At 40.2% G+C, this 12773-nt stretch carries 16 protein-coding genes and 1 pseudogene; 11 read left to right on the top strand and 6 right to left on the bottom strand.

Annotated elements, in window-relative coordinates; all coding sequences use genetic code 11:
* Positions 1-17: 17 nt before the first annotated feature.
* Entirely contained in the window at positions 18-176 is a 159-nt protein-coding gene (locus tag JW841_13395) for a hypothetical protein (protein ID MBN1961934.1), read from the bottom strand.
* 63 nt (positions 177-239) lie between these two features.
* On the opposite strand from JW841_13395, the gene JW841_13390 reads away from it, so the two are divergent.
* The 7 genes and pseudogenes from JW841_13390 (at position 240) to gmk (ending at position 4734) form a co-directional block, all read left to right on the top strand.
* Positions 240-491, top strand: coding sequence for an AbrB/MazE/SpoVT family DNA-binding domain-containing protein (locus tag JW841_13390; GenBank protein MBN1961933.1), 252 nt, complete (start codon positions 240-242; stop codon positions 489-491).
* Positions 488-910, top strand: coding sequence for a PIN domain-containing protein (locus tag JW841_13385; protein MBN1961932.1), 423 nt, complete (start codon positions 488-490; stop codon positions 908-910). Before JW841_13390 ends, JW841_13385 begins: the two co-directional genes overlap by 4 nt.
* A 36-nt stretch (positions 911-946) precedes the next feature.
* A complete protein-coding gene (ftsY, locus tag JW841_13380) occupies positions 947-2227 on the top strand; it encodes a signal recognition particle-docking protein FtsY (protein ID MBN1961931.1) in 1281 nt (426 codons plus the stop codon).
* A gap of 46 nt (positions 2228-2273) precedes the next feature.
* Positions 2274-2630: a cell division protein ZapA gene (locus JW841_13375; protein ID MBN1961930.1), complete on the top strand. Its 357-nt coding sequence runs from the start codon at positions 2274-2276 to the stop codon at positions 2628-2630.
* Complete coding sequence (locus JW841_13370; protein ID MBN1961929.1) at positions 2627-3649, top strand: bifunctional hydroxymethylpyrimidine kinase/phosphomethylpyrimidine kinase; 1023 nt, start codon at positions 2627-2629, stop codon at positions 3647-3649. The genes JW841_13375 and JW841_13370 overlap by 4 nt, the downstream gene beginning before the upstream one ends.
* A pseudogene (locus tag JW841_13365) lies at positions 3637-4101 on the top strand (adenylyltransferase/cytidyltransferase family protein). The gene JW841_13370 and the pseudogene JW841_13365 overlap by 13 nt, the downstream one beginning before the upstream one ends.
* A gap of 6 nt (positions 4102-4107) precedes the next feature.
* Complete coding sequence (gene gmk / locus JW841_13360; protein MBN1961928.1) at positions 4108-4734, top strand: guanylate kinase; 627 nt, start codon at positions 4108-4110, stop codon at positions 4732-4734.
* Here the strand turns inward: gmk and JW841_13355 are convergent.
* Positions 4715-5020, bottom strand: a complete 306-nt coding sequence (locus tag JW841_13355) for a universal stress protein (GenBank protein ID MBN1961927.1) — start codon at positions 5018-5020, stop codon at positions 4715-4717. The two genes, gmk and JW841_13355, sit on opposite strands and share 20 nt — an antisense overlap.
* 291 nt (positions 5021-5311) lie before the next feature.
* On the opposite strand from JW841_13355, the gene JW841_13350 reads away from it, so the two are divergent.
* The 3 genes from JW841_13350 to JW841_13340 all read left to right on the top strand — a co-directional run bounded on the left by JW841_13350 (position 5312) and on the right by JW841_13340 (position 8512).
* Positions 5312-6895 (top strand): FHA domain-containing protein, encoded by a 1584-nt coding sequence (locus tag JW841_13350; GenBank protein ID MBN1961926.1) that lies wholly within the window; start codon positions 5312-5314, stop codon positions 6893-6895.
* Positions 6896-6971: 76 nt separating this feature from the next.
* Complete coding sequence (locus JW841_13345) at positions 6972-7988, top strand: M48 family metallopeptidase (GenBank protein MBN1961925.1); 1017 nt, start codon at positions 6972-6974, stop codon at positions 7986-7988.
* Between the two features lie 119 nt (positions 7989-8107).
* Entirely contained in the window at positions 8108-8512 is a 405-nt protein-coding gene (locus JW841_13340) for a phage holin family protein (protein ID MBN1961924.1), read from the top strand.
* 52 nt (positions 8513-8564) lie between these two features.
* Here the strand turns inward: JW841_13340 and JW841_13335 are convergent, their stop codons facing one another.
* Entirely contained in the window at positions 8565-9401 is an 837-nt protein-coding gene (locus JW841_13335; protein ID MBN1961923.1) for a methyltransferase domain-containing protein, read from the bottom strand.
* 281 nt (positions 9402-9682) lie between these two features.
* On the opposite strand from JW841_13335, the gene JW841_13330 reads away from it, so the two are divergent.
* Entirely contained in the window at positions 9683-11716 is a 2034-nt protein-coding gene (locus JW841_13330) for a PAS domain-containing protein (GenBank protein ID MBN1961922.1), read from the top strand.
* Between the two features lie 44 nt (positions 11717-11760).
* On the opposite strand, the gene JW841_13325 is transcribed toward JW841_13330, so the two are convergent.
* From JW841_13325 to JW841_13315, 3 genes are read right to left on the bottom strand one after another with little or no spacing between them, the layout of a single operon-like run.
* A complete protein-coding gene (locus JW841_13325) occupies positions 11761-12066 on the bottom strand; it encodes a hypothetical protein (GenBank protein ID MBN1961921.1) in 306 nt (101 codons plus the stop codon).
* 5 nt (positions 12067-12071) lie between these two features.
* Entirely contained in the window at positions 12072-12242 is a 171-nt protein-coding gene (locus tag JW841_13320; protein ID MBN1961920.1) for a hypothetical protein, read from the bottom strand.
* A 51-nt stretch (positions 12243-12293) separates the two neighbouring features.
* Positions 12294-12476, bottom strand: a complete 183-nt coding sequence (locus JW841_13315) for a hypothetical protein (protein MBN1961919.1) — start codon at positions 12474-12476, stop codon at positions 12294-12296.
* Between the last annotated feature and the right edge of the window lie 297 nt (positions 12477-12773).

Genomic DNA, 12773 nt, shown 5'->3' with positions numbered 1-12773 from the left:
CATCTGGGCCTAGAATTTCAAGTAAGTTTCTTATTTGAGAAGTCCGCCCGCCCAAGCGGGCGGTGTATTGGTTTTTGAGAAGTTACGGTATTATTAGCTAACTCTTTTATTTCATTAAGAGTTGCTAAAAATTCGGGATAATTTTTTTCAGTAACAGGGCCAGATTCAGGTTTCAATGTTAATAATTTTCAGTGAACTTGGTATTGATTTTTAAGTAGGAATTTCATACTATTAAAATTATGAAACAAATAGCTATCGTTGGTGAAAAAGGGCAAGTTACTATCCCAAAAGCTTTGCGTAAAAGTTTAGGTATCCATCGAGGCACTGAATTACGCTTTGAGGAGCATGCAGGTTTACTGATCGTAAGAAGAATTGATAGCCAAGACCAGATGGCGACATTGGTGGGGCTTGGAGGGCAAAATGACAGTGATGCTTTGCTTACTCAGCTACGCGGACCGGCGTGGGAGCATGATTTGGATGATGGCAAATGATTACAGCCATCGACAGCTCGGTATTATTTGATGTTATCCTTAATGATCCAAAATATTGTTCACCATCACTTGCTTCACTACAACGGGCTAACTCTGAAGGCTCCTTAATTGTATGTCCTGTCGTTTGGGCAGAGTTGCGAGCAGCATTAAAAGCCCCTGAAACCATTGCGTACGTATTAAATAATGCTAACATTGCTTTTGATCCTTTTGATCAAAAATGCACCGATTTGGCAGGTGATTTATGGTGCAAATATCGCCGTAATGGTGGCAAACGAAGCCAACTTATACCAGATTTTTTAGTGGGCGCGCATGCTCAAATTCGAGCAGATAGAATTCTAACGCGTGACCGTGGATTTTTACGTCGTTACTTTAATCCATTAGTGGTTATTGAACCTATTAGTGTGCCCGATGCTCATTGACACTACCTTCACAGATAGCTACAGGCCTGAACTTAAATGGAAGCACAAATTGATTTGGTTCAGATAGCTGTTTTAGGGGGTTCGGCCCTTTTTGTAATTTCTTTAATCGCCTTTTTTATCTTTGCTTTACGCAAAGCACAAAAACGTCGAGCGCAAGAACTTAGCGAAACACCTCTAGAAGCACGCGAAGTTAAGTTTAAAGAATCAGAGTTGCAACAAGCAAACCTAGATTCTTCTTCAGCTATAGATATACAAAAAGCTAAGAAAAAACAGTCAGTCGAAACTAAGCAAGAGCAGGTTGTTGAAGTCACAGCCAAACCTAGTGCAAGAAAAGGTGTTACAGTTGCGCCAAGCAAACCATTCGTTGAAAGTGTCACCAGCGCTGAGTTAGACGCAAAAGCCATCGAAGCGCTAAACAGAGGTTTAGCTCGTACGCGATCAACTTTTCGTGAACGCTTATCACATTTATTTTCGGGCAAAGATGGTGGCGAACAAAATATCATCGACCAACTTGAAGAGGTATTGTTAAGTTCCGACGTTGGCGTAAGCATGACTATGTGTCTTCTTGATGCGGTTCGCGATGAGTTAAAAAACTCACGTTTAAAAACGCAAAGCGACATTCAAAACATGCTGCAAAAGCAAATGTTAAAGGCATTTAGTGATACCACTGCTTCAAATAATGATCCTCTGGCTTACTCAGGCAATAAACCGCGAGTTATATTATTTGTTGGTGTAAACGGTGTTGGTAAAACTACGACTATTGGTAAAATTGCCGCAAAAGCAAAAGCTCGTGGTTTAGATGTTGTGCTGGGGGCAGGTGATACCTTTCGAGCAGCAGCAACCGAACAACTTGCAATTTGGGCTGATCGTACCCAAAGCCGTATTATCAAAGGTGACACTAATGCTGATCCTGCAAGCGTAATTTATAATACCATACAGCATGCAGTTCAAAGTAAGGCTGATTTAGTACTTGCTGATACTGCTGGGCGCTTGCATACCAAAACGGCGCTTATGGATGAGATAAAAAAAGTAAAACGTTCGGTCGCCAAGGCCAAAGCAGAGGCTCCAGATGAAATTTGGTTAGTCGTAGATGCCACCACCGGGCAAAATGCGTTGCAGCAAGCGCGCGAATTTCATCAAGCATTAAATCTTACTGGAGTTATTTTAACGAAACTTGATGGTACGGCCAAAGGTGGAGTTGTGGTAGCTATCGCTGACGCATTGAGTCTGCCGGTTTGTTATATTGGGGTTGGTGAAAAAGCAGAAGATTTGCAACCTTTTGCTGCAGGTGCTTTTGTTACAGCTATGTTCTCTTGACCAAAGTGCAATTGAACCTATACACAAAGTAGCTGATAGGAAAATTATGAGCACCCGGGCTGAATATACGACAAAATCTAGTGTTGAAGTACAAATACTAGGGCAGCGTTTTGTGCTTAAAACTGGGGGTGATACAAAGCATGTCGAACGTTTAGTAAATTACTTACAACGTAAAATTGACGAATTATCATTATCTGGTCCTTTGCCTGGTGCCAAGCTTGCAGTGCTTGCGGCATTAAATATCGCTGATGATTATTTTAAAGCTTTAGACGAAGCTCGCGAACTTAAACATCAAGTAGCAAAAAAATCGCGTTCTTTATTACAAGAAATCGATCACTACAGCAATCAACATCTACATGCAGTTGTCGATGACGGTCCAAGCAGTAATGGTCACGGCAAATGATTTCTCAAAACACATTAATTCACCCAGCGTTGAAAGCCATTCGCGGTCGCAAAGCTGTATTAGTTGGTGATCTCGTACTAGATAATTATGTCTATGGTGAAGCTTTACGAGTATCACGTGAAGCACCGGTGGTTGTAGTACGCAAAGAGCGAGTTGAATATCGACTTGGCGGTGCGGCAAATACAGCAGCAAATTTAGCAGCTTTTGGTTTAAATACCCAAGTTGTAGGTGTTGTTGCCAATGATGAAAACGGCGTACGGCTTAAGAAAATGCTTGCAAGTGCTGGCGCTGATGTCACAGCCATACAAGCTGGCGATTATATCATGCCAGTGAAGACAAGAATTTTAGCTGGTGCATTTGGCACCTCACGACAGCAAGTATTACGCATTGACGATGAACCGCGCGAAGAATTGCCTGCAACTCTATTAGAATCTATTGCCGCAAAGGCACTGGCTCGCGGCAGCAAAGCTGATGTAGTAGTGATTAGTGATTATGGTTATGGCATTGCTTCTAACTCACTAATAGAAACAGCTCGCGCATTGGTGCAAAAAGGTATTCCGGTATGCGTAGATTCGCGTTATCAATTGCCAGCTTTTGCTGGTGTAACCGCAGTTACGCCAAATATTCCTGAAGCCGAGCAGTTAGTAGGTTTTGCAATTAATGATAGCCATGCGGTAGATCGTGCTGGTCGGCAAATAATAGAAAAGTTGCAGATAAAAGCATGTTTGTTAACTCAAGGCAGAGGGGGTATGACCCTATTTAGCGCGCACAAGCAACCGCAGCATGTAGAAATTGTTGGCGATGAAGAAGTCACCGATGTTACTGGTGCTGGTGATACCGTGATAGCTGGTTTTGCGGGGGGGCTTGCTGCTGGTTTAGGTACACGCAATAGTATGATCTTAGCCAATATTGCAGCCGGTGTTGTGGTAACTAAAGTTGGCGCTGCAACTGCTAGCGAAGCAGAAATTATTGCATCAGCTGAACATGCCAAAGTTGAGCTAACACCATGGGATGTATAGGCGATTTAGCTGCAGCTGCACAGAAAGTTGCAATAGCACGTTCACGTGGTTGTAAAATTGTACTTGCTAATGGCGCTTTTGATTTATTGCATATTGGTCATCTCCGCTATTTGCAGGCAGCTAAAGCTATTGGTGATTATTTAGTAGTCGCAGTTAATAGTGATATCTCAGTAAAAAAGACAAAAGGCCCTAACCGGCCCATTGTGCCTCAAAGTGAACGAGTTGAAATAGTTGCCGCTCTTGCTATGGTGGATTTTGTTGTAATGTTTGATGAGCCAACTGTTGCCAATGTTATCGAACATTTACGACCTGATATTCAAGCGAAAGGTACTGATTATACTGCGACTAGTGTCCCAGAAGCATTAATCGTTCAATCTTATGGTGGACGTGTAGAAATTGTTGGTGATCCAAAAGACCACTCAACTACTGAAACTGTCACACGTTTGCAATCAATGAAAATGCCTCGCAGAGGAGTACCATTAGTGGTTTCAGCGCCTAGCGGTTGCGGTAAAACTACAATTTGTCAAAAACTGCTTGAACGTACCCAAGGCATTGAATTCTCAATATCACACACCACCAGAAAACCACGTGGTAGCGAACGAAATGGCAATGAGTATCATTTCATCAGCAATGATGAATTTACACAAATGGTCAAAGCTTCAATGTTTCTTGAATGGGCTAAAGTGCACGATAATTACTATGGCACTAGTCGCAGCCAAGCAGAATCGCGACTGAATATTGGTATTGATGTGCTTTTTGATATTGATGTGCAAGGTGGCAAGCAGTTACATTCATGCCTAGCTGATGTGGTTTTGGTATTTATTTTACCGCCCAATCTTCTTACTTTATCTCAACGTCTTCATAATCGTGGCACTGATGATGAGGCGGTTATTCAGCGACGATTAGCTGTAGCCAAGCAAGAAATCGAGCAAGCATCATTTTATAATTATTGGATCATCAATGATCATCTTGAAGATGCGGTGAGAGATCTTGAAGCTATTTTGTTTGCCGAGCGGTTACGATGTGTAGATAAACAGGCATTTCGCCAACAGATGTTAGGCAATATCAATCACGTTGACCGATAATCATTACCGCAGCTTTAGTATGAGCGATGACTTGGGTTACTACATCACCAAAGACACGGCGGCGATTAGGGACTTGATTGAGACCAAGCAATATGAGATCAGCAGAGACCGCCTCAGCTATAATCTCTGCGGCAACATTATCGCTTCGAACAACATGTACATGAGCATCACCTCTAGATTCTTCACGGGCGAGTTGCTGCCACCATTCTTTATGACGAGCAATTTTCACTTTTGGCGTTTTTGTCGGTAGAATTAAAATGATGCCATTGAGGCCAAATGCTAACACGGCGCTAGGGCTAAAATGCCGCCGCCGACAATAGCGCCAACGCCAACGCTAGTTGTATCGAACAAACCGAGACGGCGAGTTTGCGGATGAGAGTCAGTATTCATTAGAAGGTCAAACTATATAAGCAAAGCTAGCATAAAGGTACTATTTACGATCAGCAATCGACACTATGTTGCGTAACGTCACCTTATCCAACAATTCATTTTGCATACACAAGCTTGCCGAGAAAGCGTTAATATTATACTTAAACACTAGTTTTATTTTTTTTAAAAAAACTGTTAGGGTTTTTAGGTGAATTCTACACAAGCTCGATTGATACCAATAAACTCTGATAATGGTAATTCAATACCAGTTATCACTTTAGGTCATCGAGTTACTATAGGCCGAGCACCTGGTAATATCATTACAATTAATGATCGTGAGTTATCAAAATTTCATGCAGAAATAGTTGCCGATAGTGATGGCTTTGTCCTTTGTGATCTGAGCAGTTCAAATGGTACCTTTGTAAATGGCAAACGGATCCAACGTCATCGTTTGGTTGAGGGCGATGTCATAATAATGGGCGCCAATCAATACAGCTTTGTGCCTGAAGGTAGTCTTGAAAAATCTATTGCAGCAGTTGCAATTTTACCTGAAAGTCCCATTGATAAAACAAAAGTAATCGCGACATCTCAAGGTGATGTTTTAGCTTCAGCTCAAGCTATTGAAGATATCGAAGCTTTGCGTCAAGCGCATAATCACGTGCGTGCTGCGTTTGCAGCGGTGCGTTCTTTATTAGAAACTACGGATTTACGTGCTTTGTGCGAAAAAATCCTGGAGGTGACTTTTAGTTTACTAAAAGCTGAAACCGGTGCGCTTTTATTGTTTGATGATAATCATCAGTTAGTACCATGGGCTCATCGTAATTATGGTGTTGCAAATGAACGTATTATTATCAGCCGCACCATAGTTGAAGAGGTGATGCGTCGTCGCACAGCGGTGCTTGCCTCAGATGCATTGACGGATTCTCGCTGGGGTTCGGCACAATCGGTGGTTATGTCGGGGGTACGTTCATTAATGTGTGTACCTTTAACAAGTGCAAATAATGTATATGGTTTACTACATGTCGGTAATTCTAAAGAAATTGGGGCGTTTGGTGCGACAGATCTAGAGTTGATAAGTGGTATAGGTGTTGGTGCTGGTTTAGCTCTATCAAATGCTTATTTAACACATCAGTTAAAAGAAGAAGCAAGTTTTCGCGAATTTCTTGGCCGCTTTTTATCTCCTATGGTCGTCGAACAAGTTATGTCGCGCAAAATAGAGTTAAAGCGGGGTGGCAGTGAGGCCGAGGTTACCGTAATGTTTGCGGACATTCGTGGTTTCACTAGTTTAACTGAGCGCAGCAAAGCTAGCGATGTTGTCAATCTGCTTAATGAATATTTTGAGCAAATGGTTGAAGTGGTTTTTAGGTATAGTGGTATTCTCGATAAATTTATCGGTGATGCATTAATGGCTGTATGGGGGACACCAGTATCTACGCGAGATGATGCGGCACGTGCGTTAAAAGCTGCATGCGAGATGCAAGAAGTAGTTGAATCCTACAACGCTGTACGTAGTGATCGTGGTCAAGAGCCTATTGCCATTGGTATTGGGCTTGCCAGTGGTCGTTGTGTTTCAGGAGCAATAGGTGCCAGACGTCGCATGGAATATACAGTAATAGGAGATGCGGTAAATGTCGCCAGTCGTTTAGCTGGTCTTGCTACTGCTGGTAATGTGCTTTGTGATGATGAAACTTTTCGACGTGCTCGTTCACCTCAAGGTGCTCAATCGTTAGCTCCAACACAAGTAAAAGGGCGCAGTCGTCCAGTTAAGATATTCGATGTTACTGCTACGTAAGCGCTCATAATTTAATAGATAGTTCATATAATAGTGTTTAAAGATAAGCTGCTTTTTTAAAAAAAAGGAGTTCATTATGAAAAAAGATTTTCCAAATATAAGTCCACATGTATTTGAACACCCATTAGACCGTACGGCATTACTTAGTTTGCAGAAGGTGCCTGGTATCGATTGGGTAGTAAAAACATTATTTTCAATTGTCGGCGAAAAACGCCTACGCTTGTTTTTTTTAGCATCATCTGTACGCGTAAATGAGAAGCAATTACCGCGTTTACATAAAAACTATCTTGAGGCTTGCCGTATTCTTGATGTTAAAGATCCCCCAGAATTGTTTGTTGCACAAAAGATGGCAGTTAATGCTGCTGCAATTGGTATGGGCAAGCCGTTCATCATGCTTACCTCACCATTAGTCGACGCACTCGATGACGACGAACTTCAGTGCGTAATAGGTCACGAATTAGGTCATGTTTTATGTGGTCATAGCCTTTATACAACTATTTTACTATTGTTGGTAAGCGCGTGGTATGCCTTTATTGGTATACCAGGCGGATTACTTGCAATTACAGTTATTAGAATGGCTTTGTTAGAATGGAGTCGTAAAGCAGAACTAACTGCTGACCGTGCTGGTTTGCTTGTTTCGCAGGATGCTGATGTTAGTTACCGTGTAGCTATGAAACTAGCAGGTGGACGTCCCAAAGATGAGATGAGTATTGAAGAATTTTTTAAGCAAGCAGAAGAATATCGTGAAGGCGGCAATGTTATTGATGGAGTGCTTAAAATAGCCCTGTTATTAGGACAAACACACCCATTGCCGGTTTTGCGTGTATCTGAATTGCGTGATTGGGTAGACTCTGGTGATTATCAAAAAATACTTAGCGGTGATTATTTGCACCGTGATGAAAACCAGGATGATGATTTTATAAAAAATATTAAAGCCGCAGCATCTTCTTATAAAGATGCATTTAAATCTTCAAAAGACCCTTTTATATCTACCGTTAAAGATATTTCAAATAGCGTTGCAAATACTGGTCGTGAGATCTTTGAATTTTTTAAGCGAGCTACTGATAGTTGGAATGATAAACACAAAACCTAAAGGTGTTTAATCTTTTTATATATAAATAGACAATAGTAGAATAAGTAGGTATTTTCTGACAGAATTGTATTTATTGTGGATTTTATCTCAAACTATTTAAAAGTGATAAGGTTGTTGACATGAGTATACTTATCTCTTGGCTCTTGCTTTCAGTTTCAGTGTGGATAACTTCACGTATTCTTCCAGGCTTTCAGGTGCGTAACTTTGGCAGCGCCATTGTTGTCGCTGCAATTTTTGGTTTGCTTAATTGGCTATTAGGTTGGTTGTTTTTTGTCGCTATCGGTTTAGGTACTCTTGGTATAGGTTTTTTACTGGCATTTATTACCAGGTGGATTGTGAACGCAATTATGTTGAAGATTACTGATTTAATCACTGATCGTTTAGAGATCCGTAGTTTTAGTTGGGCCTTAGCAGCCGCTTTAATAATGAGTTTACTTGGTACGGTGGGTGAATATGTTGTTAGTCATGCGCAGTCGCATAATCAGCCAAGAATCCATATACAGCACAATGAAGTTAGATTATAAAAGATAGTTTTTGGTGCTAATGCAATTTATCAATTAGACACACAAATAAGAGCTATTGCGAATCATTTTCTGTCAACATTGGGCCACGTCGTCGAAGTCTTGCTAAAAAGCCCGTATGACCAATGATCCGTAGTTCAGGTCTTAATCGTTGACTGTCAGCAACCCATGGTCGCGCCATAACCTCAACAACTTCTGGTTCAGCAAATTCTCTATGTTTAAGAGCAGCTTGTACTAATGCATCAATTTGACGAATGCCAGGAACGTATGCAGCTAATAATCCACCAGCTTTTAAAGCTTGCGCCGCACCTTCAAGAGCATTTTGTGGATCAGGTAGATCAAGAATGATTCGGTCAACATCAGCTAATGATCCAAGTTCTTGATGAATATCTCCAATACGAATATCAAACGCAAAGCCACGTGTATCAGGCCATGCTTCAATATTTTTACGTGCACGATTGGCATGATCAGGACGCAACTCAAATCCTATGATACATCCATGTTCACCGACAGATCTTAACAATCCCAAAGTTAAAGCCCCAGATCCAGTACCAGCTTCAACAACAGTAGCACCTGGGAAAACATCGGCCCAATGTACTAAAAATGCAATATCTTTAGGAGGGACGACAGTTGCAGCGCGAGGCATTAGTAGTACATATTCTTCAAGAGTTGTTCTGTATACCGCAACAATTTGACCTGCAGTTGTACGGACACGAGCACCTGGTAAAACTCCAATTAAAGCATCTGTAAATATAGCGCCTTGTGATACATCAATGCGATTACCAGGAATTACAAAGGCGAAAGTACGTCTAGCTTTAGCATCGATAATAGTAATAGGATCACCAGCAGCAAAAGCATTAGGATTATGAATAATAGGCTTGTTTGCTTCCATGATGCCTGTGTGTATCTTTGCCAAGCGAATATAGCAACCTTGCTTTTTTAATATATTTTTGACCCGAAATTTCTTAGTATTTATGAATAAAAACATTTATATAAAACTCAGGGACACCCCTTAGTGATGATAACGTTATAAAAGAACAAAATTTTTTTACATATGCTGTAGTACTGGCGTAACATTTAACTAATATTTATTATCTCTACTTTATAAGGTTTAAAAATTAATATTATTTGCAGTACTATCATTTTTTTGGGGGGGATACGGGAGCTTAAAAAATGGCTGCGCCTCTACCAGCCGAGCAAATTGGAAAAAGTCAAAATCCATCGAACAAGAAACAAGCTTTGATAATAAGCAATGATATATCTCTATCTACTATTATTATTGTAGTATTTCTTTTCTTATCAATTTTTTTCAGTTCCATATTTGAATTAATAATCGGCAATTACTTTATTGGCATATTATTATTAACTGTTTTTGTTCTATTAGGTTTGGTGATTAATTCAGCTTACCAAACTTTAAAACAGCAAAAAGGCGAGATATCGCGTTTACAGTCCGAGTTTTCATCTCTTTATTTATCAAGTTTATTACTTGATAATTTATTAAAATTTTTCCCCGGCAGTATTTATTTTAAAGACGATAAAAGTAAATTTTTACGCATCAGCCGATTTTTAGCTGGTCGTATAGGAGTAAAGAGTGAAGAAGAAGTTTGGGGGAAAAGTGATCACGATATGTTCAGTTCTGAGCATGCCGATTTAGCTTTATGTGACGAACAAGAGATTATGCATTCGCGCAGGCCAAAGGTTGATTTTGAAGAAAAAGAAACTTTTGGCGATGGTCATGAACTTTGGGTTTCTACTTCTAAATTGCCACTATATAATAATGATAAAGTCATCGGCACTTTTGGCATTTCGCTTGATGTTACTATGCGTAAGCTCGCCGAAATGAAAGCTCAGCGCGAACATTACTATTTGCACGTGCTTATGAATAATATGCCAAATTTTATTTATTTTAAAGATAAAGACTGTCGTTTCACCAATATTAATAAGGCTCATGCTCATGCACTTGGATTAAACAATCCTCTTGATGCTATAGGCAAGAGTGACGCAGATTTTTTCTCTGCTGAATTTGCTAAGCAAACTAAAGCTGCTGAAAAAGCTTTAATGAATTCGAACCAACCACTTATTAGTCAATTAGAATATGATTCTCGTAATAATCGTTGGTACCTTGCAACTAAAGTACCACTTAAAGATAACTCAGGAGAGCCGGTGGGTTTGGTAGGGGTTTCTACTGATATTACCAGTAGAAGAGTTGCCGAAGATCAACGCGAAAAAGATCTTAAAGCTTTTCTTGAAGTAGTTAATTTAGCTGCTAAAGGAGATTTAACCCAGCGTTTTGAAGCAAATGACGACACACTAAAAGATATTGCGCAATCTGTTAATCACATGCTTGAAGGATTTGCTCAATTATTACGAAGGGCACGCGAACTTGCAGGGACAGTGACAGATACATCTTCTGAAATTCTTGTTGCTGCACAACAGATCGCTGAAGGCGCGCAACACGCTAGCGAGCAAGTTCTAAATACCTCAGCAGCTAGTGAAGAATTGGCGATGTCTATGAATGAGGTCTCAGGTAATGCCGAGCAGTCTGCTAAAGCAGCAAATCAGGTTTTATCGCATCTGAGTCAAAGCAAAGAATCAGTAAACGCTGTTGCAAAAGGGATGAGCAATATAAATATGACAACTATTGAAATGGCTAAAAAAATGCGTTTATTAGAAAAACGCAGCAAAAACATATTCGATATAATTGAGCTAATTGAAGATATAACTGACCAATCAACCTTATTGTCTCTTAATGCTGCAATTGCGGCTGCAAGAGCTGGGGATGCCGGACGTGGTTTTAGTGTTGTTGCCGAGGAGATTCGCCATCTTGCTGATCGTTCGAGTGAATCAGCTAAGCAGGTAGCTTTGATTGTTAAAGGTATTGTAACAGACACTAAAGAACTTTTAGAGATTATAGAACGTGGAGAAATTGAAGCACAAACAGGTAAAAATCTTTCTGAGTTAGCTGAGCAAAATTTGCAGGCAATTCAAGAGTTGGTTGATCGCTCAGTAATGCTTTCAGAGAAAATAGCAGTTGCCTCACGAGAGCAAGCATTAACTACTAAGACGGTTTCATCTTCGATGGTTGAAATGTCAAATGTAACTCGGGAAGCATCTGAAGGAACAAATCTAACCAGTAATGCAGTTAGCTCCTTAGTCAATCTCTCAAAAGAACTTGAACGAGCTATTATTCATTTCAAGGTTAGCTAATATTATTGTAGTATAGCTATTGAACGAACGCTTAAAAGCAGCCCCTAATCAATATCGTTTGACACCTTTAATACAGCATGAACCCAATCTAAAACCTCGGTTACTTTTATAGTTAAATCACCACATAAGTTCCAATTACCGCGTGCACCATCGGCAACCCAGACCATTTCATCATAACTCATGCCACGCTCAGCCATTATGGCTGCTTCAAGTTTTTGACGAAAACCAGCTTGGTCACCAAAATGAGCGATGTAACGACTAGGAGTTACTTCATCGTTGCGTAGCATTACTGCTAATTTCGCTTCCTTCCAGCAGCCATGAGTGGCTGGCAACATACAACCATCATTCATTATCGTTAAGCGTTTATATGGACTTTTTGACTACGGCCATAATGTACTTCAAAGCGCTCAACACATTCACGATAAGTGCTGTTAACCGCCAAATCTAATATACGTCGTTCCATCTCGTAGGTTACATCACCATCTGCTGGTAATCCTATTTCGGTATCTCTTAGGATAAAAGCCATGTTTGCAGGCTTGGCAATAATAATAATTGCGCTTAATGCAGTGATGGCCACTTAATGCATCAAATTCACGTGGTACATTTTTATACTCACTCTAACATTCTTGCCACAAAGAGGGCATGGTTTAGCTTTGCCATCTTCAGGTTCAAGTCTTTCTAATAAGGCATCAACGGTTTTGTTGGCGAGCTTTTGCTTAACTTCTTCAAGTTCTTTTTCCATATCTGAAAGTGTGCGCAAATTTCCCTCCTGTGTCGCTAAAAGAGAGTCAATTAACCGTGATGAAACATGCAATACGCCCATAAAACAATGATCGTTAGAACCGAATAAAATGTTGATCGAAAAATTTATTTTTTTATAAAAAAGTACGTTTCTATATTTCTTGAGTAAATCAACCAGTTAGAGACGTCTGAGCTATTTCTGCGAAAATCAGTCACACACCCCCTGAAAATAGGGTGCAAGATCAAAAATTGCTTTTCTTGAGAGAATGATAGAGACGATTTCGAATAAGCTCTCACTTAAAATTCCCTATTCCCT

Source organism: Deltaproteobacteria bacterium (assembly GCA_016931625.1).
Taxonomy (GTDB): domain Bacteria; phylum Myxococcota; class XYA12-FULL-58-9; order XYA12-FULL-58-9; family JAFGEK01; genus JAFGEK01.
The sequence above is the reverse complement of the archived record's forward strand: the minus strand, read 5'-3'. Positions and strand labels throughout refer to the sequence as shown.

What these genes read in the sequence shown, in the direction of transcription:
- ftsY (MBN1961931.1), top strand. Translation starts at nt 947, where the DNA reads ATGGAAGCACAAATTGATTTGGTTCAGATAGCTGTTTTAGGGGGTTCG.
- JW841_13330 (MBN1961922.1), top strand. Translation starts at nt 9,683, where the DNA reads ATGGCTGCGCCTCTACCAGCCGAGCAAATTGGAAAAAGTCAAAATCCA.
- JW841_13345 (MBN1961925.1), top strand. Translation starts at nt 6,972, where the DNA reads ATGAAAAAAGATTTTCCAAATATAAGTCCACATGTATTTGAACACCCA.
- JW841_13320 (MBN1961920.1), bottom strand. Translation starts at nt 12,242, where the DNA reads ATGGCTTTTATCCTAAGAGATACCGAAATAGGATTACCAGCAGATGGT.
- JW841_13385 (MBN1961932.1), top strand. Translation starts at nt 488, where the DNA reads ATGATTACAGCCATCGACAGCTCGGTATTATTTGATGTTATCCTTAAT.
- gmk (MBN1961928.1), top strand. Translation starts at nt 4,108, where the DNA reads ATGCCTCGCAGAGGAGTACCATTAGTGGTTTCAGCGCCTAGCGGTTGC.
- JW841_13370 (MBN1961929.1), top strand. Translation starts at nt 2,627, where the DNA reads ATGATTTCTCAAAACACATTAATTCACCCAGCGTTGAAAGCCATTCGC.
- JW841_13375 (MBN1961930.1), top strand. Translation starts at nt 2,274, where the DNA reads ATGAGCACCCGGGCTGAATATACGACAAAATCTAGTGTTGAAGTACAA.
- JW841_13390 (MBN1961933.1), top strand. Translation starts at nt 240, where the DNA reads ATGAAACAAATAGCTATCGTTGGTGAAAAAGGGCAAGTTACTATCCCA.
- JW841_13340 (MBN1961924.1), top strand. Translation starts at nt 8,108, where the DNA reads ATGAGTATACTTATCTCTTGGCTCTTGCTTTCAGTTTCAGTGTGGATA.
- JW841_13325 (MBN1961921.1), bottom strand. Translation starts at nt 12,066, where the DNA reads ATGAATGATGGTTGTATGTTGCCAGCCACTCATGGCTGCTGGAAGGAA.
- JW841_13335 (MBN1961923.1), bottom strand. Translation starts at nt 9,401, where the DNA reads ATGGAAGCAAACAAGCCTATTATTCATAATCCTAATGCTTTTGCTGCT.